The organism is Sphingobacterium wenxiniae (assembly GCF_900116225.1).
Taxonomy (GTDB): Bacteria; Bacteroidota; Bacteroidia; order Sphingobacteriales; family Sphingobacteriaceae; genus Sphingobacterium; species Sphingobacterium wenxiniae.
Window position 1 is genome coordinate 132,022 of sequence record NZ_FOZZ01000005.1, and the last position, 25,153, is coordinate 157,174.

Annotated in this window: 12 protein-coding genes; 6 read left to right on the plus strand and 6 right to left on the minus strand. The window is 42.6% G+C overall.

The genetic code is table 11. The features are described 5' to 3' along the window. The first annotated feature begins 563 nt into the window (after positions 1 to 563). The 3 genes from BM375_RS08445 to BM375_RS08455 are packed head-to-tail and all read left to right on the plus strand — an operon-like array spanning position 564 to position 2,575. On the plus strand, positions 564 to 1,301 hold the full coding sequence (locus BM375_RS08445; RefSeq protein ID WP_093365212.1) for a hypothetical protein: 738 nt from the start codon (positions 564 to 566) through the stop codon (positions 1,299 to 1,301). A 1-nt stretch (position 1,302) separates the two neighbouring features. Next, positions 1,303 to 2,118 carry a 3-keto-disaccharide hydrolase gene (locus BM375_RS08450; protein ID WP_093365213.1) on the plus strand — a complete coding sequence of 272 codons (816 nt, stop codon included), beginning with the start codon at positions 1,303 to 1,305 and terminating at the stop codon, positions 2,116 to 2,118. A 4-nt stretch (positions 2,119 to 2,122) separates the two neighbouring features. Next, positions 2,123 to 2,575 (plus strand): NUDIX domain-containing protein, encoded by a 453-nt coding sequence (locus BM375_RS08455; protein ID WP_093365214.1) that lies wholly within the window; start codon positions 2,123 to 2,125, stop codon positions 2,573 to 2,575. A 224-nt stretch (positions 2,576 to 2,799) separates the two neighbouring features. Here the strand turns inward: BM375_RS08455 and rlmH are convergent, their stop codons facing one another. Further along, positions 2,800 to 3,273 (minus strand): 23S rRNA (pseudouridine(1915)-N(3))-methyltransferase RlmH, encoded by a 474-nt coding sequence (gene rlmH, locus BM375_RS08460; RefSeq protein ID WP_093365216.1) that lies wholly within the window; start codon positions 3,271 to 3,273, stop codon positions 2,800 to 2,802. A gap of 110 nt (positions 3,274 to 3,383) precedes the next feature. Here rlmH and BM375_RS08465 point away from each other — a divergent pair, with 110 nt between their 5' ends. Both BM375_RS08465 and BM375_RS08470 read left to right on the plus strand, forming a co-directional pair. Continuing rightward, entirely contained in the window at positions 3,384 to 4,265 is an 882-nt protein-coding gene (locus BM375_RS08465; protein ID WP_093365414.1) for a DUF3078 domain-containing protein, read from the plus strand. Between the two features lie 466 nt (positions 4,266 to 4,731). Then, the gene (locus tag BM375_RS08470; protein ID WP_093365217.1) at positions 4,732 to 5,322 is read left to right on the plus strand and encodes a riboflavin synthase; all 591 of its coding nucleotides are present in this window, start codon (positions 4,732 to 4,734) and stop codon (positions 5,320 to 5,322) included. 116 nt (positions 5,323 to 5,438) lie between these two features. Here BM375_RS08470 and BM375_RS08475 read toward each other — a convergent pair whose 3' ends face one another. Continuing rightward, positions 5,439 to 7,229 carry a chloride channel protein gene (locus BM375_RS08475; RefSeq protein WP_093365219.1) on the minus strand — a complete coding sequence of 597 codons (1,791 nt, stop codon included), beginning with the start codon at positions 7,227 to 7,229 and terminating at the stop codon, positions 5,439 to 5,441. 6 nt (positions 7,230 to 7,235) lie between these two features. Then, positions 7,236 to 8,177 (minus strand): hydrogen peroxide-inducible genes activator, encoded by a 942-nt coding sequence (locus BM375_RS08480; RefSeq protein WP_093365221.1) that lies wholly within the window; start codon positions 8,175 to 8,177, stop codon positions 7,236 to 7,238. Positions 8,178 to 8,270: 93 nt separating this feature from the next. Here BM375_RS08480 and BM375_RS08485 point away from each other — a divergent pair, with 93 nt between their 5' ends. After that, the gene (locus BM375_RS08485; RefSeq protein ID WP_093365222.1) at positions 8,271 to 10,439 is read left to right on the plus strand and encodes a S46 family peptidase; all 2,169 of its coding nucleotides are present in this window, start codon (positions 8,271 to 8,273) and stop codon (positions 10,437 to 10,439) included. 124 nt (positions 10,440 to 10,563) lie between these two features. Here the strand turns inward: BM375_RS08485 and BM375_RS08490 are convergent, their stop codons facing one another. Genes BM375_RS08490 through BM375_RS08500 form a run of 3 tightly spaced genes read right to left on the minus strand, consistent with a single transcriptional unit; the run spans position 10,564 to position 24,611 of the window. Further along, complete coding sequence (locus BM375_RS08490; protein ID WP_093365224.1) at positions 10,564 to 12,504, minus strand: OmpA family protein; 1,941 nt, start codon at positions 12,502 to 12,504, stop codon at positions 10,564 to 10,566. A 32-nt stretch (positions 12,505 to 12,536) separates the two neighbouring features. Next, positions 12,537 to 13,523, minus strand: a complete 987-nt coding sequence (locus tag BM375_RS08495; RefSeq protein WP_244525855.1) for a PorP/SprF family type IX secretion system membrane protein — start codon at positions 13,521 to 13,523, stop codon at positions 12,537 to 12,539. Between the two features lie 33 nt (positions 13,524 to 13,556). After that, positions 13,557 to 24,611: an Ig-like domain-containing protein gene (locus BM375_RS08500; protein ID WP_170852625.1), complete on the minus strand. Its 11,055-nt coding sequence runs from the start codon at positions 24,609 to 24,611 to the stop codon at positions 13,557 to 13,559. Positions 24,612 to 25,153 lie beyond the last annotated feature (542 nt).

Genomic DNA, 25,153 nt, shown 5'->3' on the forward strand with positions numbered 1-25,153 from the left:
TATACTGAGGATTTTATTAAACATTTCTTTTTGTCGCTTGAACCGCGACAGGGCGTCAGTTATCCATGATTGTCTATTTTCTTATGGAATGGATGATTGCTTCGCAATTTTGTAGAGCAAAAGTGACCAAACCGACCGAAGGGAGCTCATCGAAGATAAACCCTTTGTCCCATCCGAGGTGGCCTGTCCTCGTCAGAGCCGAGACAAGTTTTCGACAATAGGAGACATCTATTCGTTATGCAGTATATATAGTTTACAGATCCTTCCTTCGTCAGGATGACAAAGACGGCGGATGCATAAATTTTCCGCACTAACCTTTCCTTAACAGAAAAATGTCGCCTTAAAAGTTTTGACCATGTAGGAAGATATTTTTAGCACTATCTCTCTGGTCAAAGCTTTTCAGCGACGCTTTTTGGGTACTTTTTTCTAAAAAAGTACCATGCCTCGCCGCTGTGCCCCGAACGCATTCGGGGGCATAGAGGCGAAACGATAAATTCACAAAAGAAATTTTTCTTTACACCAATAATCGCTACTTTTAGGCTCTTTTTGGATAGAAGAAGAAGATGAAGAAAAACAAAGAACAATATCAATCGTCCGCGAATCTATTGGGCGATCTGGAGAAAACCATCATTATCAACGAATTGATGACGATCTCCTTTGCCGAGCGTGATGCCCAATGGCGTGACAGCTTTTTGAGCAACATTGCGGGTGCCAATTTAAAATTAGGTGAGCCCGAAGTTATCATGAGCAACGACGGCTTCCCTTATATCCAATTGCAAACAGTTAGCACCAACGAAAGCTTTCAAGCTTACGTCATCGACAACCAGCTTGACGTGCTGATGGAACAGGGATTTGGCATTGTGATCAATGCACATCTGGGGCAGCCTGATTGGGCTTTTTCCTATGGTGACTTGGTGAATTTAAAGCTAAACGGTTCTTTTTACACGGATCAGAGTACATTCTCTACGCCAACCTCTTCACAGCAGGTGTTAGGAAATGACGAAGAAATATTGGTTGGACAACCTTCGGAAGAAATCTTCCCAAGCTACCTGCGCAAGCATATCAAAGAATTTTTACAGTATTCGGGCGTCAAGAATCCTAAAATCATGCTGATTGCCCGAAATTACACGGATGAGGATTTGGTTTCACAAGACTTGGTCTTCAATATGATGCCCGCCCAATTCGCTACGGAAAAAGAATTCAATGACCTAATGACGACCTTGCAATGGTTCCTTCCCAAGCATTATTCTTTCTTCGGCATTGACGAGCTCAGTATTGAAAACGGTTTCCAATCCCTGTAAGATGATAAAAAGAATTACCTTTACCCCCCTTGTTGTTGCAATATCGTTTTTGATCTTTTCCTGCAACACGGCAAAGTCCAGCATCAACGATGAGGAATGGATCCCCCTTTTTAATGGCAAAGACCTCACGGGTTGGACCCCTAAAATATATTCTTATGAAGCGGGGAACAATTTTGCGAACACTTTCCGTATCCAAGACTCGGTTATTCAGGTGAATTATGACGGATATGGTGATTTTGGTGACCGGTTCGGGCATTTATATTATGACACGCCTTATTCCTACTATCATCTTAAATTAGAATATCGCTTCATCGGCGAACTACAGGCGGGAGCGCCCTCCTATACCTTGCGGAACAGCGGCTTGATGTTCCATTCACAAGACCCGCGCAACATGACCAAGGATCAAGATTGGCCCATATCTGTAGAAATGCAATTTCTGGGAGGATTAGGCGACGGCAGACCACGCCCCACCGGCAACATGTGTTCACCAGGTACACATATTGTCTACCAAGGGCAACTTTACGAAGGGCACTGCATCAACTCTACGTCCAAAACTTATGACGGCGACCAATGGATAAAAGCAGAGTTGATTGTACTGGGGGATTCCCTCGTCACCCATATCATTGAAGGTGACACCGTGCTCCAATACAGCAAACCGCAAATCGGAGGCGACAAAATCCACAACCATAATCCCGCTGAAAAACCAGACGGGAAACTACTCAAAGAGGGATTTATTGCACTACAAAGCGAGGGGCAACCGGTAGAATTTAAAAATATTTATCTCAAGGATCTTTCAAAGACCTATAAAAAAGATTAGAGGCATGTTCTTATTTAATGTACGCGTGTACGGCATTTTGACCACCGCAGACAATGAAGTATTGATTAGTGATGAACAAACCCAACGGGTCTCTTTCACCAAATTTCCTGGAGGCGGATTGGAATATGGTGAAGGATTGATAGAAGCCTTAAAACGTGAGTTTTTAGAGGAATGCCAATTAGAAATTGATGTTCTACAGCATATCTATACGACTGATTTCTATGAGAAATCCAGCTTCAACGAAAGTCAGATCCTATCCATTTATTACCAGGTAAAAGCCCTAAGCCCTATCACTTTCGATATCAAAAAAAGTCCTTTTGACTTCTCGAAAGAAAAACAACAGGAAAAAATGGAAGTATTCCGTTTTGTACCCGTACAGGAATTAACGGAAGCAGACCTTACTTTCAAAACAGACAAAGTAGCCTGGAAAAATTTTCTGGAACATATAAAAATCTAAATATAGGGTTCATGGTATGCCATCAACCTTATATTTAATATTACCTTTTCAATAAATACATCAGAACAATCATCACTACTATACAAATGACAATCAGCGTTTTATTTCTTCTACCTTCTGTATAAGATTGTTCGCTTTTAAAGCGATAATCCCGCTTAAATTTATTCATATCCATAGTGCCTCCTTTTTTTATAGGATGTTTCAAAGTTTGAAATTACATAAAATTATTCATGATGATAGGGTTCTCCACGTAAAATCGTAAATGCTCGGTAGACCTGTTCTACAAAAAACAGACGAATCATCTGGTGCGAGAAGGTCATTTTGGACAGTGACAATTGCTGATTAGCCCGTGCATACACCTCCTCTGCAAAACCATAAGGACCTCCGATAACAAATACCAAATGGTTCACTGAACCGATCATCTTCTGCTCTATAAACGCGGAAAATTGTTTCGAGGTATATTCTTTTCCTTTTTCATCCAAAAGTACTACAAAATCAAGGTTACTGATATTTTTCAAAATAAGCTCTCCCTCTTTACTCTTTTGCTGCGCTTGAGTAAGGTTCTTTGCCTGCTTAACATCCGGTATCACCAACATGTTAAAGGTAATATAATGCTTTAACCGCTTGAGATAATTCTCTATGCCCGATTGGATATAATTTTCATCTGTTTTACCAATACATATCAGGGTAATTTTCATACTAATACTGTGGATTTATGGCTACAAAGAAAAGTCTTTTACTTCGTTATTTTTGTAAATAATAATTAATTTCAATTCAAAATTAAACTTATTCCATTAAAAAAATGCTTATGAACAAGATTAAACATTTCCTTCTTATAGCTATGCTTAGCCTTCTGTCTACGGCTTATGCACAAGAAGATACCACAAAAAACTGGACAATCAAAGGTGAAAACACTTTCCTTATCAACCAAAGCTCTTTTTCCAATTGGGCTGCAGGCGGGGTAAATTCCTTTGCAGGCAACTTAATCTTCAACTATGATTTTAACTACAAAAAAGACAAGTGGATCTGGGACAACAAATTATTGGCAGCCTATGGGCAAACTTTTCAGAAAGAAACAGATTGGCGCAAAAACGATGACCGTATAGCTCTTAACAGTTTATTGGGGTATCAAGCAACAGAACATTGGCTTTACACCTTCTACATGAACTTTAACACGCAATTTGCCAATGGGTATGACTATACAACTACACCAAAATCAAAGATATCAGGGGCTTTTGCTCCAGCATATTTAAGCTTCGGTCCCGGTTTTGCCTACAAGAAATCAGATGATTTCAGAGTGAACATATCTCCTGCAGCCGCTCGTTTTGTATTTGTAGGTGATGAGAATCTCCGAACAAGTTATGGGCTCGATGCAGATAAGGGTTCCCGTTTCGAGTTTGGTGCTTCATTGGACGCTTACTACAAAGTGGGAATTATGGAGAATGTAACTTTTGAAAATATTCTGAAGCTATATTCCAATTATTTGGAAGATCCACAAAATGTCGATGTGGATTATACAGCAAACTTATTCATGAAAGTTAACGAGTTTATCACAGTTAATGCCGGTGTACAATTGATTTATGACGACAATACTCTAATACCTAAAATAGAGAATGGAAATGTTGTTGGTAATCGTCCTGCCTTACAGATTAGACAGATCCTGGGAGCGGGTATTACTTATAAATTCTAGTTATTTTTTATTGGCGTCGGGATTATAATCCCGACGCCAATAAAAAAAGCCTGAGAGAATCGGAGAGATTTCTCAGGCTCTAAATATAATCCCGTGAACGGGATAATCAACCTAAACCTACTGCAAAGTTAGGGCATATCACCCATAACTTGCAAATATTTACGCCTTTATTTTCTGTATTTTAGCGGTATTTAAGACAACATATTGATTATCAGGAACAAAAAAAAGGTTTCCAAACGGGGAGAATGGAAACCTTAACTAACCAATTATAAACCTAAATTATGATGACACAAAGATAGTGTAAAAAATACACTAAGCAAAATATTTTTTTATTTTTTTTGTCAAAAGGGGTTCTCCTATCTTTAAACAGCTTTTTATAGGAAATTCTTTTGCTTATTCCGTACATTTATGGCAATTTTGGTGCACAATTGCACTATTGGCTTTATCTTAATCCATATAAAGTAATATGTTCACAGGCATTATTGAAACCTTAGGTAAGGTTGTTCGTATTGAAAGAGACCGCAGCAACGTACATTATTACGTACAATCTTCCATTTCTCCAGAACTTAAAGTTGATCAAAGCGTCTCCCACAACGGCGTCTGCCTAACGGTGGTGGGCATCCAGAACGATATTCATCAGGTTACGGCTATCGAAGAAACACTTCGCAAAACCAATTTAGGTGAATTGCAAGTTGGCGACAAAGTGAATTTAGAACGTTGTACCCCCGCCAATGGCCGCTTTGATGGTCACGTAGTCCAGGGCCATGTGGATCAAACGGCTATTTGCATAGCCAAGGAAGATCAGAATGGAAGCTGGTTATTCACCTTTCAATACACTCCAGAACATCAAAATATTACTGTAGAAAAAGGTTCCATTACGGTCAATGGCATTAGCCTCACTGTGGTAAATTCTTTAGATGACCGGTTCTCGGTAGCGATTATTCCCTATACATTGGAGCACACGAACCTCCAAAAGGTAGAGGTAGATCATCCTGTCAATATTGAATTTGATATTATCGGAAAGTATGTAAGCAAAATAATGCGTATGCGCGATTAAACAGCCATAAGCTAATCACCGTGCATTCAGTATGACAGTCTGTCGTAGACTTCCGAAGTTTCGAAACTTCGGAAGTCTTTACAAGTCCAACTTTGTGTGGATGCCTGTCAAAAAAGTTAAGCTAAATAATTTCCTTGTCTTGCAAGTAGTGCTCGGTATTTATTGAATACGCTCGACTTAGATACAAAACCCAAATATTTTCCATCTGTATCCAACACAGGTAAGATCCAGATATCATCGCGGTTCATCTTAGCCATAACGACTTCCATATTTTCCGTATCCCGAATAATATCATTAGGCTGCTGTACAAGTTGCTCAAACGGTTTCTCCCGCCCTTCTTCCTCGCCTAATAAGATGGAAAAAAGACGTTCACTGTATAAAATTCCCAACAAGACGCCTTTATCGTTGACTACAGGAAAAATATTTCTCTTCGAATGTATAATATCCGATGTCCGTTCCGCTGGGGTCTGCTCTGGGCGTAACACGACAAAATTCGTTTCCAACACATACCGTAGCTTCATCATACTTAGTACTGTCCTATCCTTATCTTCGTAGGAAAGCAAATCCCCGGATTCTGCCAATACCTTTGTATAAATGGAGTGTTTTAACACCGATCGATTAATCAAGTATGCAATGGAAGCCACCAACATCAGCGGCACCATCAGTGTATACCCCCCTGTAATTTCCGCTATCAGGAACATTCCTGTCAGTGGTGCATGCATAATACCCGCCAATGCGGCGGCCATCCCTGCCATCACAAAGTTTGGTACATTCAATTGAACGACTCCAAATTGGTTCACCCCATAAGCAAACGCAAATCCTAAGAGTCCTCCCATAACCAAACTAGGACCGAAAACCCCACCATTCCCACCTCCGTTCAATGTAAACAGCGATGCAAATGATTTAGCAAATAAAGTCAAAACCGTATAGCAGACCACAACCCAGCCTATATTTTTATAATCCGAGAATAGGCTGTTCTTCACAATAGCATCAAACCGCCCATCCAAAATCTGCTGTATGGTCAGGTACCCTTCCCCATAAAGCGCAGGAAACACCAAAATCATCCCTCCTAATGCTATACCGCTTATCCACACTTTTTTATAGGGATTACTGATTTTTCCAAACCAGTTTTTGACAGCAGTACTCAATTTGGCAAAATAAATCGTATAAAGCCCTACCAAAGCTGCCAGAAGGAAATAAAAAAACAAAGCCCCTACTTCCCAATCCGATACTGTAGTATGAAAGAGAGGCTCACTGTATAACAACTTAGATACAACAGAAGCCAATGCAGCCGAAATTAATAAAGGGATAAATACGGGAATAGAGAATTCAGGCAATAGTATTTCAATAGCAAAAACCACTCCTGCAATAGGGCTATTAAATGCTCCGGAAATCCCAGCAGCTGCCCCACAGGCCAACAGCATTGTTAGCTCTTTATACTGCAGGCCAAAAAAGCGTGCAGTATTGGATCCTATTGCCGCTCCACTATACGCTATCGGCGCTTCCAATCCCGCAGACCCTCCAAAACCAACAGTAATCGCACTGGTAATGATTTGAGAATAAATGTTATGCGGTTCAATCTTACTGGATTTTCGGGAAATAGCATAAATAATCGGTGTTACACCATGTTCAAACTTCTTTCCACGAAGAAACTTGCGAACGTAAAGTACACTTAACAGAATCCCAATCAAGGGTAGAACAAAGTAAAACGAATATTTGAAATGCCACTCGATATCATCCTGCAAGGTCGAGGCTATAAAATGGGTTAGGCTCTTCAGTAATGCAGCCGCCAATCCACCGATGATACCTACTACAAAGGCCAATATGATTAAAAAATTTCGATTGGATATTTTCTCCATCCGCCAACGGTTAAGCTGGATTAGTTTCTGCTGTAAATGTAGTTTCATTCTTGACTATAACTCAAAGCCCATAACTTCTTTTTTCTTCTTCGTCTTAAAACGATCAGGAACAACGGCAAGAATTTCTTCTTTGAGCACCTGCACAGCTTGTTTTTTCACAAAGTTTTGTGTGGTGGTCAGACTAATCTCCCGCACAGGTTCTGGCGCTTTAAAATAACGCACATGGCTAATCTGCTCTTCATCATATCCTAAGATACTCAGCTCGGGCAAAATTGTGACCCCCGAATTAATGTCTACCATGCGTTTCAACGTTTCCACGCTTCCTGTATTGTATTCAAAAGTTGCCTCTGCAGCGTGATTATGCTTATAATGACAAAGGTTCAACACCTGTCCGCGCATACAATGTCCTTCATTTAGCAGCCACAGTTTCTCCTTTGCAATCTCGTCTGCGGTCACTATCTTTTTTTGGTACAAGGTACTTTTCTCAGACACATATGCAACAAAAGTCTCGTAATACAACGGTGTTTCCTCAATACCAACCTCCTGCAACGGCGTTGATAGGATACCGCAATCCAACATACCAAGCTTCAATTCACGGATAATGCGTTCTGTAGTATATTCCCAAATCTGCAAACGTAATTTGGGATATTTCTTCAGTAGGTTAGGAAGTATTTCCGGCAACAGATAAGGAGCAACAGTCGGTATGACTCCTACACGTAGTTCACCGGATAATTCGCCCCGCTCCTCCTGTAAGAGTTCCTCAATTTTCTTACTTTCTGTTAAGATAACACGCGCCTGCTTGATTATTTTTTCCCCTATTTCCGTAGGCACGACTGGTTGTCGGCTTCGGTCAAAAATCTTTGCTCCCAAAGATTCTTCCAGCTTTTGAATCTGCATGCTTAAAGTTGGTTGTGTCACATAACAATGCTCTGCCGCAGCGACAAAACTCCTATAGGTGTCCACAGCAATAACATATTCCAATTGTACGAGCGTCATTCCATAAATTTTAACTATACAAAGGTAAGGATATTGACCGAAAGATACTATTACAATACTATTCGTATCTTTGAAACCAATAACTTAAGAATTATGGTAAAATTAAAATCAAAAAGTGCTTTTGTGTGTGCACTGTTGTTAGGTTTGGGAACATTTAACTTTTCGGCTTCGGTACCGGATGAGGGCATGTTTCCCCTCAGTGAGTTGAGTCGTGCGGGATTAAAGAGTGCGGGGTTAAAAATTTCTGAGAAAGACATCTACAATCCGGGACAAGTAGGTTTAGTAGATGCGTTGGTGCAAGTTGGCGGATGTACAGGTTCTTTTGTTTCCGACAATGGTCTTATCATTACCAATCATCACTGTGCGTTCAGTGCTGTACAATTGGCAAGCTCTCCTGAGTTTAATTACCTAAAGAATGGCTTCGTTGCCAATTCCTTAGAACAGGAAATCGAAGCAAAAGGGTTAACTATCCGTATCACGGACTCTTACGAGGATGTGTCCAACGATATTTTGGGTGCTGTCGCGAATATCAGTGATCCGACAGAACGTATCAACATCATCAATAAACGTCGCACAGAGATTGCCAAAAAAGCCGAAGAGGAAGATTCAACCATCCAGGCAGAAGTGTCCGAAATGTTTATCGGAAAAAGCTACGTCTTATTTCGGTATAAAACCATTGCCGATGTACGCTTAGTATATGTTCCTCGTCAGGATATCGGAGAATTTGGTGGCGAAACAGATAACTGGGTATGGCCAAGGCATACAGGTGACTTCTCTTTCTTGAGAGCTTATGTTGCTCCTGACGGCTCTTCTGCTTCCTATGCGGAAGAAAATGTACCATACAAACCAAAAAAGCATCTCAAAGTCAATCCACAAGGCGTTGACGAGAACGATTTTGTTTTCATCCTAGGCTATCCCGGGCGTACTTTCCGTCATCGTCCAGCACAATATATGGAGTATCAGCAACGCTTCTTGCTTCCTTATACATCGGAACTATACGATTTCCAAAATCAACAAATGGAGTTGGCCGGAAAAGATAACGTTGCCGTACAGTTGGCTTTAGCAACGCGTATCAAACGCAATGCAAATGTCATGAAGAACTACCGTGGAAAGCTCAAAGGCTTGCACAACCTAAATCTCTTAGGCGACAAACAGCGTGAAGATGCTGCATTGGCACAGTTTATTGACAGCAAAGCGGAACTGAAATCCAAATACGGTTCATTGATGTCCGATATCGACCAACATTACCAATCTGTATTCAAAGAGGCGCAAAAAGAACTGTGGTTCAACAACATGTACAGCAGCACAATTCTATTACGTGCGGCCATGGTGATCAATGGTTTCAAAAATGCCATTATCAAGCAATCCAATCCAAAAGCGCAGGAGGAAATTTTTGCTTTGAACATTGAACAGGTAAAGAAGCAGTTAGACAACATCTACCTTAGCTACAACCTTCAAGTTGACCAAACTATCGCATCCCACATGTTTAAAGATGCCTATCTGATGGAGGGATCAAACCAATTGGCATACTTCCAACAGAAATCCTTTACGGACAAAGACGCTGCTGCCGACTTCATTTCCGGAGCTTTGGAAAAAACCAAACTAAATCAAAAGGAAACACTCTTCAATACAGTGCTGAAGGATGTAAATAGCCTTAAAAACTATAACGATGAACTTCTGTCTATTCAGGCGGACTTAGCTACGGAAATGGCCGTTTTCAACACAGAGCAGAAACGCAAAGAAGGTGTCCTTAACCGTTTGATGGGGGATTATGTAGCGGTGAAAGAGATTTTCCAAGCCAAAAACTTTATCCCAGATGCCAATTCTACACTGCGTCTTACTTTTGGCAATATCAAAGGGTATAGCCCTGCAGACGCCACTTATATGTCTCCTTTTACCACAGTCAAGGGTATTATTGAAAAAGGCAACTCCGGTCTGGAGGAATTTATCTACCCGGAATCTATCAAAAATGCTTGGCAGGCCAAAGATTTTGGTTCTTATGTCAAGAAAGAACTCAACGATGTACCGGTAAACATCCTATACAACATGGATACAACCGGTGGTAATTCGGGGTCGCCGATCATGAATGCCTATGGGGAACTTATTGGCGTCAATTTTGACCGTGCTTACGATGCTACCATCAATGACTTTGCCTGGAACGAGAATTACAGCCGTTCTATCGGCGTGGATATTCGCTATGTTTTATGGATTGCAGACAAAATAGACCATGCGCAATTTATCTTAAAAGAGATGGGTATTTAATTTTATGAGGTTCATGCGATATCCCGCATGAACCTCATAAAAAATTCGGCATTGCCGGGGAGGCAACACCGAATTGACATCTACCATAAATGTTAGCTCTAGGATAGGCCAACTAAACTGTGAATTAAAAATCTATTACTTCAATTTCCGTACGACGGTTTGCTTGATGCTCTTCATCCGTACATTGCACACCGTTGCCACACTGATTGACCAATCGGGTCTCTCCATACCCTTTTGCAACCAACCGATCTGCAGCAATACCTCTGCTAACGATGTATTCTACCGCAGATTGCGCCCTCCGCTGCGAAAGCTTCATATTGTAACTATCGCTACCACGACTATCGGTATGACTGGAAAGTTCTATTTTCAACGTTGGATTATCCCGTAAGACTTTCACCACATGATCCAAAACCAGCGCTGCGTCCGGACGGATGTTGTGCTTATCAAAATCGTAATACAGGTTCTCCAAGACAATTTTATCCCCTTTTTCCTTTAATGGAGCCAAGTATAAAGCCACATTCAAGGTCGTATCCTGTAATGGCAAGACTGCGGCCACCTGCGTGGAGTCTCCCATATACCCAGCCTGTTCTGCGGTTATCTTGAAACCTTCTCCTTTTGTTAGCTCAAATTCAAATGTGCCTTCAGCATTGCTTAGCTGTCGTGCAACAATTTCAACGCCGTTTGCATCCAATAATGTAACTCGGCTATTTCCCAAAACTGCATTCGTCTTTTTGTCATACGTTATCCCCTTCAGTAGGATACGAATTTTAGGTTTAGCAAAATTAAACGAATAAATATCGTCGGACCCTACCCCTCCCGGTCTATTGGAAGCTATATAACCATAGAATGCATCGTCATCATCGGCCATCACGACAAAAGAAAAATCATCCGAGGCTGAATTAATTGGATATTGCAAATTCTTACGGTTTTTAAATGTTGAACGTTTCCCCTCTGCCATGAAGATATCCAATCCTCCCATACCCGGAAAGCCATCACTGGAATAATATAACGTATCTCCATAAACCGTAGGAAACATCTCGTCTCCTGTCGAGTTCACCACATCACCAGCATTAATCGGTGTCCCCCAACTTCCATCACTGTTCTTTACACTATACCAAATATCTACACCTCCGTATCCACCTGGCATATCCGACGCAAAATACAAAGTTTCCTCATCATCGCTTAAGGCAGCATGCCCTAAGGAATATTGTTCTACATTATTATACGCAAAGCTTTCTTCACTCCAATCACTACCCTGATTCCGATAGATCATCAATTCTAGATTGTGTTTCCTAAAGCGGGTACCATCAGCTTTATAGCGTTGTACTTCTTTTCCAGGGTGTGTGCGTGTTATATACAGTACATCTTCGTCCTTATTCGGAATAGCTGGCCCCACATGATATGGCGACTTATTGAAACTATACGGCATAACGTTCGGAAGGGTCAGCTGTTCCGCATTTCGCGCAGCCGAAAATACTTTCAGGTATGCTTGACCAGTCATACCGCTTTTTTCTCCTCCTATTTTCGGTTCTGCCGCATATATCGCACCATTACTGGTCGGGATAGCGCCGAACTCCGCAAGATCGGTATTTATCTCTTGTTCGTTTTTAAGGTTGTATTTCAATGGAGAAGCCATCCATACCACAGCCGAATCACAACCGATAATTTCCCTTTGGATTTTTTCCGATTCCCCATACTGGGAAGCATAATCCAAAAACTGTTGTTTCGCTTCTGTATACTTACCATTTTGCTTTAAGGCTTCTGCATAACCTAATAAGGCATCAGCAGAATGCCCTTCTGTTTGCACCGCGCGAGCATACCAAGTTTCAGCACGTTTATATTGGTTTAAGAACAAATAGCCACGAGCTACACGTTCGATATCGATAATCTGAGGTTTCTTCCCTTGAACCAAACGTTCGTATATGGACAATGCTTGTGCATATTCCATCCTTGCAAACAAATCGTCAGCACGCTTACGCAAAGTAGGTTGCTCCTGTGCCTGAATACTTCCTGAGAAGAGAAGAAGTCCCGCTAGACCGATGTATAGTGTATGTTTTATTTTCATTGCTCTCTTTTTTATGTATTAAGGGCTTAGGCCTAAAAATACCTTGGGTTCAACATCTGCTGCAACGATCTGCCAAAAGTGATCCCTAAGGTCACTTCATGCGTACCACGTTGTAATCCCCGCATCTGGTTCAACATAATATCGTATGAATAGCCGATACGTAACCTTTCTGTCGCATAGAATTGGGCTATAGCTGTGATAGCATTCATGGAACTCAACTTGGTAGGCGATTTATCATAATACTCTCGTTCAAAGATTTTCGCACGCGTACGGTAACCACCTCCTATCCAAAACTTGTCATTAAACACAAGCATTGCATTAAGATCTAAAGAAGTAGGACCTTTAAAATCATCCTTTACCAATAGGCTTGGGCGAAGCAACAAACCTTCCTCCAATTGGAACAAAGCTCCTGCTATGAAATATGCGTTGACATTCCGATAAAGACTTTCTAAGGAATTTTGGTTAAATCGAAACTCTTCATTACTACCCGTTCCGGAGAAGATATCATGCACTGCCACACCTGCATACCAGGATGCATTATAATAATATATTCCCAAACGGATATCAGGACGCCAAGTCGTAACTTTACCTGCCGGCACAACCACATCCTCAGTATCCATCGCCAATAACTTATTTCCATCCAAACCGTATTGGGTAAAGCCAGCAGCCACCCCCAAGGCCAGACGTTGTGTATCATCTCCGTCCAATTGTAAACGCAAAGCATAATTTGCATAAATAGAGGTGGCATCTTGCGCACCCAACTTGTCAGCAGTTACCTGCAAACCTACACCATGCCTCCTATTAATGGGATCTAATACACCATCGACCGATAAGGTGCCGGTGCGCGGAGCACCGTCCCAACCTGCCCATTGGCTACGCAATCCCAACTGCCCAAACCATTCCTCTTTATACCCCGCGTAAGCAGGGTTTACACTAATGGAATTAAAAATATACTGCGTGAACTGCACATTTTGCTGGGATTTCGCTTGAAATCCCAACAAAATAAGTAAACAACTCACTGACGCCTTTATGCTATAACTTTTCATCTTCGATTAATTACGTTTTATCAATACGGTTGATTTCACATCGGTAGTAGAACTTCCGCGGATAGCCTTAACAGATATAAAGTATGTGCCATCATTTAATCCTCTACCTTCCCACTCATCCTGATAATTGTCATTACGATACACTTCATTACCCCATCTGTTGATGATGGTAACCGATATACGATCGTACATTTCTCTTCCTCCAATTACCAATCTATCATTTCGACCATCTCCATTCGGTGTAATGATTGTTGGAATAACCAAATCATTTGGAAGAATGTTAACAGTAACCGTGGCTATATTACTCCATCTACCGTTCACATCTCTAACACGATAGGTAAATGTATCTTCGCCTATCTGGTCTCTTGATGGTGTGTATACAATCTGTCCGTTAGAAAGGATTTCAATTGTAGCACCCGGAGATGAAGTTACGATCTCTATTGACGTTGGGTCAATCGCAGCGCTCTCTGCTATATCGTTTTCTAACACATCAATAGTAACCGATACCGCTGCTTTTGTTTCCGCAAAATCGTCAACCGCATTAATACGGATCAGGTCTACTGGCACAGGTTCGGTTTCGTCCTCATCATCTGGATCTTCAGTCGTAGGTTTATCAGGTCCCCAGACACGAATACCGTTCGTAATGGTTTCTGGTGTATCTGGACTCTCTTCTACCTCTGCTTCTACAGATACTATGATATTTCCACCCACAGGGATAACTGCTGTCGTTGTTACCATCGCTGTGTTTTCAGTTCCTACAATTGTCGCATTATTGCTCAGCATCTGATATCCAGTGATACGAATACCCTCTCCAGGAAGTTCCTCTAGGCGAATTGCTTTACCTACCGCAATAGCCGAAGGTCCATCGTTGGTGATTGTTACCGTGAATGTTGTTGATTCACCCTCTTTCACGCGAGCCTCATCTGCCACTTTCGTAATACTCATCACCGATACACGATCCACATCGATTTCTGGTGTTTCATCCTCATCATCTGGATCATCAGTGGTTGGTGTATCTGGTCCCCACACAGCAACACCGTTTGTAATCTTATCTGATGCATCCTCATCAACCATTGTCGTTACACGAACAACAATAGTTTCTCCCAAAGCAATCTTATCAGTAGTAGTAATTACTGCATCATTACCTGTACCTTGTATTGTACCAGAACCTGACACAATTTGGTAACCTGTAATCGTCACACCTGTTCCCGGACGCTCTTTCACCGTAATCTCGCGATTAGCCTCCATCACCGATGGACCAACATTTGTAATCGTCAACGTAAATGTCGTCTCCTCTCCAGCTGTCACACGAGCTTCGTCAGCTATCTTCGTAATACTGACTTTCGATTCACGATCCACATCGATTCCCGGCGTTTCATCCTCATCGTCTGGATTATCGGCCGTCGGTGTATCTGGCCCCCACGCTGCGACACCGTTCTTAATCGTAGCAGGTGCATCCGCACTAACCATAGCTGTCACACGAACAACAATCCTCTCTCCTAAAGCAATCTTACCTGTAGTAGTAACGATAGCATCGTTTCCTGTACCTTGTACTGTACCAGAACCGGATACAACTTGGTAACCTGTAATTGTCACACCTGTTCCCGGATGCTCTTTCAGCGTAATCTCGCGATTAGCCTCCATCACGGATGGGCCAACATTTGTAATCGTCAAGGTAAATGTAGTCTCTTCACCTGCTTTTACAAGTGGCTGATCAGCTACTTTTGTAATGCTGACTTTAGACACACGATCTACCGGAATCGGATCGGTCTCATCTTCTCCATCAGGAGTTGATAAATTATCAGGATCTGTACCTGGATTATTCTGCCAAATTTGAATTTTATTGCTGATAAATGTCGGTGCATCCGAATCGACCATTACCGTAACATTAAAGGTAAATGTCGCATTCACAGCTACATCATTAGCCATTTCAAGATGGAATAAACCATTGGCTGCCAGACTCTGTGTCACACCAGCATAACTTACGGATTGTAAAGTCTGACCTGTTCCGATCACATCCCGGAAATAAATCGGTGTGCCAGCTAAAATAATTGACGGCCCCTGATTCTCCACAGTCACGGTATATGTATAAGCTTCACCAGCGACAGCTCCACCATTTCCTTCTTTATTAATAGCATCATCATCAAATCCATAATCACGATCAACATTGATCGGAGGGGTCTCCCCTGTAGCATCTGGTGTAGCCAGATTATTTATATCCGTTCCCGGATTGTCCTGCCAAAGCTGAATTTCATTTTTAATCGTAGCAGGTGCATCTGCAGCGACCAATACGGCCACATCAAAGGTAAAGCTATCTCCGGCTTCCAACGGTCCGTTAACAGCCAGGCTGAATAACCCGTCAGCTCCTAATGACTGCGTATTACCGGCATAAGTCACCGACTGTAAAGTCTGCCCCGGACTTACCACGTCATGGAAATACAACGTTGTACCATGCAGAATCGTAGATGGCCCTTGGTTTTCTACCGTTACCGTATAAGTATATGGTGTACCAGCTATCGCATTCTCATTTCCATGCTGACCCACTTTTGCAATGGCATCATCATCAAAACCATAATCGCGATCCACATCAATTTCCGGTGTTTCCGCTATTCCATCCGGATTGTCGACATCCGTCTGCGGATCGTCCTGCCAGATATAAACGGTATTGCTGATCTTATCTGGCGCAGCTGCATCCACCAACACCGTAACATCAAAGCTAAACGTTGCTCCTGCAGTAATGTCGTTGACCATCTGCAGGTCAAAGCGTCCATTCATACCTACAGTTGGATGCACCCCACCAAAGTCTACAGACTGAATCGTCTGTCCACTGCTCACGATATCACGGAAGTAAAGCGTCGTACCATTCAGAATCGTAGACGGTCCCTTATTTTCTACCGTTACCGTATAAGTATATTCACGACCTGCTACCGCATTTTCATTATTGTTCTGTCCTGCTTTTACAATAGCATCATCATCGAGTCCGTAATCTTTTACGACATTCAAGACCGCTGCTGCAGAGAACACATCACAACCCTCATCGGAGGACACCTGCACACGGTATTCCGCCATTTTCCCAACAGGCTGATCTGCAGGCACCAATACCGTTAATGTTGATGCTACAGCACTTGGGTTTGCAACCCCATCAATCGCTGTCCATGTTCCACCATCATCGGTACTCTCCTCCCATTGGTATGTCGCCTGAATGCTTGCAGCATTGCTGACATCCACCGTGAAGCTTGCTTCAGCCCCTGCTGCTACTTCCTGATCCTGAGGTTGGCCTGCTGCATTTATGACCGCCATCTCGTTGATAACAACCGTTATCTCCTCCAAAGGACCGACGGCACAGCCAAAACGCATGGCTCGTACCTTGAACGTATAGGTCCCCGGCTGAATACCCGATGGTAATTCGAAGTTTAAATTATCCGTTGTTACCAACGGTGTTCCTGATTGATCATACACTTCATAAGTCGTACAGGCGTCTTGCATTTGAATCTGTAAATTATCCGAAGGACAAAGTTCAAAATTCATAGAACCATCATATACGTTGGCAATTTTTGGTGCGACAGCGACATCATAGATGTTGACAAAATCACCAAGAACGGACACAAACTTATCATAAGCAATATCCACCCGATCATACACCAGACCGTCGGCAGCAATAGTCAACACAGCTTTCTGTGAACCATCGCCCATCAAGCCCAGTAAGCGCAATCCTAAAATATTCTGATCTAAAGGACGAATTTCAGCACCTACTTTTGTATTTCCTAAATAGCGTTGTATTTTAATATTTGTCAATAAACTAAGGCTCAACACAGGCTGCCCCGGAATGGCCAAAGTAATATGCAGAGAGTCTGTAGGCATACTCCGTGATTTGAACACCGGGGTAATAAATCCTTGATTAAGAATCCCTGCTCCTGCCCACATCTCCGCAAAGGTATTCGGATCGTTATCCACTGCTCTCCATGGGTCTTTTACGGTAGCCAACGAACTTGCTACACCCAAACCAATATCACGCACCCCGTGATACAGGTCAAGAATATCTTTATTCGTATCGCTATCTATTGGGTCACAATCTACTGCCCCTTCGATGGTATAATACGCGCCATATAAACGTGCGTTCTGTGCGACACTCACCAGCGCGCCCTGTACTACACGCACCCCTGTATAAGGTTGTGGGATTCCACTTCCATCGGTTGGCACAAAAGTAAACTCAACTACATTATCGGAATTCAACAAGTCTAATATTCCACCTTGTACTCCCCGTAGAGGTCCGATAGTGGCATTACCATTTAACCCGACAACAGTAATACCACCGGCAAGCATTAAACCGCTGTATTCCTTACCAAGCTTAATCGTTACAGGTGTTCCTGCAGGTACAGTATGACCAAAATTCAGATTTTGCCATACGGTACCAATACCCAACAGCCCTACTCCGGTAGTCAATGTCGAGTATGTCTTCACATTACCATCGACGGCTCGTCCAGCATTTGAAACTCCACCCGTAATGGCTGAAGCCCAGCTTTGAGATGAAGCGTACACACGCTCCATCTCCGGAGGACAATTATCCGGATCAAATACCGTGATCGTAATAATCTCAGAAGCTGTACATCCACCTCCATTTTCGGCGGTGACACGGAAAGTATACGTACCTTCTGTAGCGAAAGAAATATTTGCTAATCTTACGGCTACATCCCCTACAGGAATTACTGTGTTATTTTCATCATACCAAGTAACAGTCGCTGTACCTGGTGTTACGGTATAGCCCGATAGATCCAATACACTATTTACCGGAATAGCATAATTTGTCTGTCCACCCGGCAAGCTGATTATCGGCATTTCATGTACGGTTATTCCATGTGTCTGAGCTGTTCCGACAGCATTCGGACAATAGTTATCACCTTCTACCGTTACGTACAAAGTATTTAAACCGACAGTATTTGCCGTCATAATAAGTTCTGCTCCTGTATGTATCAATTGTGTCAAGGCAGCATCTGCATACCATTTGAATACAGGGTTGACGATAGCTGGGTTTGCAGGATTTAAAGGATTTAACGCAGCATTGAGCGTTATGTTTTCTCCCTCACAGGCTGCATTCGGCCCAGTGATAAGGATAAATTCAGCCTTACCACGCGGTGTTACCGTTACGGTAACTTCTTTTGCTTCTGCCGGCAAGTTTTCACAAATACCGGTTCCACTTACAGTTAAATAATAGGTCGTAGATACCGTTAAAGCAGGCGAAGGTGTAAAACTTGCACCTGTATGCACCAGTGTCGTCAAATCAGCATCTGTATACCATCTAAACACAGGGTTGTCAATAGCTACCCCAGGTGCCAGCGAAGCTACCAAATTTTTCTCATCACCTTCGCAGATCGTTTCGTTTTGAGCAGCGATATCCGTCGCTACTGCACGTGGACTAACAGTAACAACAATCTGTGCCGCTGTATTTGGTGCATTTTCACAAATATTCGTACCGCTCACTGTTACATAGTAAACATGCGTACCGACAGCCGGAGTTACCGTGTTCGATGGTAATTCAGTTGTCAATGCTGCATCTGCATAATACTTGAAGGTAGCTTCAGCAACAGTACTGCTCACTAATGTAGACAAATCAACAGATCCGCCTTCACAAAGCGCATCATCTGTGGTTGTAATGTCTGATGCCGTAGCACGTGGATTAACCGTCACAGTTACCACCTTTCCAGGCGTTTGGAAACAGGCTCTTCCACCTTCGATACTTACATAGAACGTATGCGTCCCTGCAGTTGTCAATGTTGGTGTATAGGTCTCTCCTGTATGTACGATCGGACCGCTATCCGATCCTCTGCGCCATACAAAATCAGCACCCGCAGGCAAAGCAGAGCCTGCAGCAAGAGCAGCATCCAATTCCACTTGTTCTCCTGCACATATTGCACCTACCAGAGCAACTACAATATCAGCAGCCGAAACAGGGTCACAATCCGAAAGAACTGTTTCCGTAGCTGTTTCTGAAACTGTTGTATTACCTTCTTTTGTATAAGTAACCGTGGCTATATTGACAATAGGGTCATTATTTAGCAGCGCAGCTTGTGCCGTTACCTGAATGGTAATCGTTGCAGATTCGCCTACCTCTAGATTACCGACAATATGGGTAATGCCAGTACCACCAACAACCGTCTGTAGAACGCCGTTAACTTCGACCTGATCTTCAAAATAATCCGGAATAGCATCCATCGGATCCGTGATCGTGACTCCGGTCAATGCTTTGTTACCGGTATTTTCAACTGTTAGTGTATATGTTAATGTCTGTCCAGCAGTAATCTTTTTCAAACCGGTCGCATCTTCTCCCACTTTCGTAAAGGTCACTTTCGAATCATCGGCTACCGGAATATCTGTTGGTCCCGGAGTCGGGCTTGGATCTGTCGGGTTTTCATTATCCAGCGGTGGTGTAGTCGGCACTGGTGTAAGAATCCCCGTACCAGTTACTGTAGCTATATTGGAAATAACATCCACACCGGTTAAATCTGTGTTTACTTTTACACTGAAAGTACGGGTTACTGTCTGTCCAAAACCAATAGTTATTGGCGTAGTTGCGCCAAAGCGAACAATATTTCCATCCAATGTACCACCCGACACATGGGTTACATCTGCAGGTAGCTCATCAGCAATAACAACACCTGTCAATTGCTTATTCCCTGTGTTACGCACGTGAATGGTGTATTCCACAATCTCCCCTCCTTTTACAGAAGTAACCGAGGCATCATCATCTACTTTGTACGATTTCCAGGCAACAACAGACAGATTATCCGTCACCGGAATGATGGTCGGTGTACCCGGCATTGCTGCAGCATCCGGTCCATCGGCTGGGTTAGCGGGATCTGCCGGAGGCACCGTACCTTTTGGAGTCGTACCGCCATAGTCTACGAAAGCAACATTGCTGATTTCCTTAAGACCGGTCAGATTATTAGCCACGTCAACTGTAAAACTTACCGACACCATTGCACCTACAGCGATGTCTATATTTTCAAAAACAACTTCATTATTCCCATTAACAGCACCGCTGTTAGTAGCCGAAACGAAAGCCGTACCCGCAGGAATCTTATCTACTACCTCTACTCCTGTCAAATCCTGATTACCATTATTACGGATATAGATGGTGTAGGTTACTTGTTCGCCTCCGCTTACCGTAGTCGTTGAAGGACCGTTTGCAATGCTATAGCCTTTCCAAGTGGTGACATCGCTTACAGCATCCACAGGAATATCCGTTCCTGTATCGCCACTATCATCCGGTTCATTGGGATCAGCTGAATCTGGCGGGAATGTCTCTGTACCGGTATCCGTTGGATTTTCTTTGACCAAGGCTACATTGCTGATGGCCGGTACCGCTGTCAAATCAGCATCCACCGCCACACTAAAGGTCAAGGTTTCGGTCTCCCCGACACCGACATGTACACCAGAGAACGTTAAGGTATTGGTGCCATTATCGTAAGCACCACCATCCGTATCCGCAGAGCCGTCAACATACGTTGTGTACGCAGGAATAACATCCGTCACGGTAAAATCAACCAATGGCACAGCTCCTGTGTTGCGCACATGAATCGTATATTCCACGGTTTCACCACCTTGAACTGTTTTGATAGCTGGATCACCGTCTACTTCAAAAGATTTCCAAGCGACAAAACGTGGCTCTGTACATTCCCGTTGTACATTATACACACGCAATGCAGGGAAAGCTTCTACGCCCACCAGTGTTTTCACACCAATGCTTATACGGTCGTATGGCACTCCCGGCGTATACGGTAAGTTAACAGGTTGACTGTTCTGTACCAATTGTAGCACGTTTATGCCATTGATCAAACCGTTGGTTCCCCAGTCCAGCGTATGTACAAGATCATTTCCTGCATACGCCTGAATCACCAAATTACCTAATATATCAACGGTAGCTACATTCGCTTGCGTACGGAAGCTGATCGTTGTCACATCATCCGCTTTGGACATACTGTTAAAGAATATCCATTGCTTCGTCGACGTTCCAACACCTAATGTCCCGTTACTGATTTCGGAATACTGCGTAGGATTACCGTTGATAGCGTAATGCGGGTTGGTTACTCCGGCAGCACCAAGATCATTCACACTTAAGCTCAGCCCCGTATATTCATAAGAAGTCGCAAAAGCATCCAGACAAACATCAGTACTTGCATCATAGCACATACCATACACATGCATCGTGTTTGGTGTAGCCAGTAGCGAAACAGCAGCCGCAGTTTTAGCTGTAATACGTATCGAGGTATAAGGCTGATCCGGTGTAACAGCAATATAATAACGACCTTGCGCATCACGTACTACACGTATAGCGTCATTACCACCGGCAGATGCTGTCGCACTACTTGCGGAAACAACAGAAGTGCTGTTATTTTTGACATCCACCTCGAAGAAGTGATCGCCCAATAGCAACCCATTCACCAAACTGGAAACAACATTACCTAAACTACCGCCCAATAAACCGTTCAATATATCCTGATCAAAATCAATACGGATATAGGAGGTTGTTCCGGCAGGCACCGTATGGTCATAGCCCATTTCCACAAAGCCTTCTTTGTTTGAACCAAACAGTCCTAATAATGTTCCGGCGCCTGAGTTTAATACGGCAAAGCTGTCGAAATCATCATCAAACAAATACTGTACATCATCGGCATTATGTGCAGCAAGCAATGATGTCGCACAGACAGGACTATCAAATGGCGATACGCCCGGAACTTCCGGACATTGCACACCGTGGCGACTTACATTGTACAAGCGCAAAGTTGGTGTAGCCAACGAAGCTGACAAGACCGATTGAATTCCAATATCCACACGATCGAAAACAACCGCCGGTGTAAATTCCAATGTAACTGCTCCACCTGATTGGAATAAGGCTAACAAGTCCAGGTTATTGATAAGTCCCTGTGATAATACATGTTCTTCTACCTGCTGGTCCCCATTAAAAAACCGTATCTGATAGTTTCCTATTGCATCAAGCGCAAGTACAGAAGGAGGTGCTGCCAAACGAACCTTCACATAATCACCTATCTGTGATGGGTGATTGAAATAAACCGATTGGAATACTTGTGCACCGATCGCAGCTACACCTAATGAAATCTCCGAATATTCGGAAGAATTAGCACTGATTGCCCGGTAAGGGTTAACTACTTTGGCTTCCGAAATATCTCCGACACTCAGGTTCAGCCCACTTCCTGTATAAGAAGTGAAATTTGCTGGGAAACAAACATCTGTTCCTAATTCAAAACAAGCATTGTACACATCCAGTGATGCTTTCTTACCGGTAGCCAAAAGTGCGACTACATGATTGGAAATTCGGATACGGTCGTAGTCTGCATCTGGTGTAATGGCCAGATAAAAACGACCAATATTATCCTGTACTAAGGTTACCGTTCCATTTCCTATATACGAAGCTCCTTCAAAACCATTGGAACTTCTTCTGTCCAAAACCGTGGTAGAAGCACCATTCTTGGCTTCAATCTGAAAATACTGATTACCTAATAAAAGATTGTTCGCCAAATCAGTAACCAATTTACCTAAGCTTCCTCCCAATAAGGTATTCAGCACATCTTCATCATAGTTGATGCGCACATAAGTCGTCCTATTGGCTGGGAGAACAGCGCCCATATCCATTTCAATCCAGCCGGATGTTGGTCCGGAAACCAATAGTCCTCCTGCATCGGCATGTAGTGTTGCAAAGGTTTCGTTATTTCCATCTACTGCTTTGTGTGCAAAGTCCACATTATCGAAATCAATCAGGGATGTTGCACAGGAAGGCGTTTGCAAAGGACCTGGCGTAGCTGCAGGTACAGCCCCCAATTCTGGATTAATACAACCGGACACTCCGCTATAGCGCTGTACATCATAGATACGCACGCCATTGCCTAACAAACTTAAACCAAGAGTAGAATTTAACTTAATTTCTAAACGATCAAACGCGCGCCCCGGACCAAATGTAGCCGTAATAGGCTGTCCGGACTGTAATAAGGCCAGTGCATCTGTATTATTCAGCAAACTGCTTTGTAACGAACGTCTATATACGACGTCATACTCCGCTGTCGTAGTATTCCACTTGGTGAATACCACTTCAATACCGCCTAATAAATCGGTATTTATAGCACCTCCCGAACCTAAGTCCAATTTAATATTGACACTGTGGTTTTCAGAAGATGTCGTAGGAAAATAAAAATATTGCGAAAACTCACGTGCAACGGAAAGATCCAACACGCCGGTTGATTTCAGAAGAGAATAAGAATTTGGATCAGCATCTATCGCACGGTTAAGATGTTGGTCATCAAAGTCTGCAACCGTCAAACCTATGCCGCTTCCTCCGTCAAAAGAGGTAAAGAACGGACGACCGCAGTTTGTTCCACCTGCACCGTAAGTCACTGCCGAATAGACATCTAAAGTATACTGTGCACCCAAGCCAATAGCAGATATTGATCTGTTCGTTAGATGAATCCTGTCATAAGAATATGCCGGACGTACAGCAATATACGTATTGCCCTGACCGTCCAGAACCAAACGCACCCTATCCGTCGTAAAGCCTTCGGTATTTGAGCGTTTTAAGCGGGAGGTCGTCCCATCCAGCACATCCACCTCAAATTCCTGATTACCAAGAAGCAACCCTCCCACAACAGTTCCCAGAGTATTTCCTAAGGAACCGGCCAATAAAACACGTAAGAGACCATCATTTGCTCCAATCCGTACATACGACCATTGGTTAGCCGGCACCGGGTTCGAGAACCTTAGTTCGATTTTTCCTGTATATGAACCTCCCCCAAGCAGCACACCGGGACTTGCCCAGACACGGGCATAATCACCATTATCTGAAGAAGCATTGCCCGGATTTTGGACGGTAGGCTGATTACGTCCCCAAATGCCTGGTTTATTTTCCGTCAGAGCCTCAACGTTACTCGCCACCGTCTTGGTCTGCCCCCTCGCCAAATCAGGCAGGAACAGTGACCAACAGAAAGCCATGAGCATAAACAGATAACCCATTCCCCGGTTATCCCATTTCTTAGGATTTTGAGCTTCTTTTTTCATAACACACATTCAAATAGGTATCAGTAATACTGGTGAAAATGCAGTACATTTCCACCAGCAAAACATCAACGGTATTTTTTCATAGTGTAGGTCTTATCAAAGTGTGACTCGCCCTACGGGGATAAAAGTAGATTTTTTTTATTTAATTCACAAATTATTCCCTATTCAACAACCCGTGTTAACTAAATAAAATATTTTATCTTTAAAAGAAATAAAAATAAAAATTCAGTCATAAAAACTATGTTTTAACATATTTTAACAATTAAACTTTTCTTTAAATGAATATTTAAGCATGTTTTTCAACAGGAATTAAAGAAAAAATATATTCCTATCAACAAAACAAGTGACAAACATCACTTTTTTATATGATAAATAATATAAAATAGAATTTAAGGAACATCATATTCCTATTAAGCATAAAAATATTATCAAAAAGAAAATAAAGACAAAATATTAGATGCAACGGCAACTTTATTTTAGAGGGAAAAACCCATTTTTTTGTAGAAAAAAAATCTATAAAAAAGTATAAAAACATATAAATT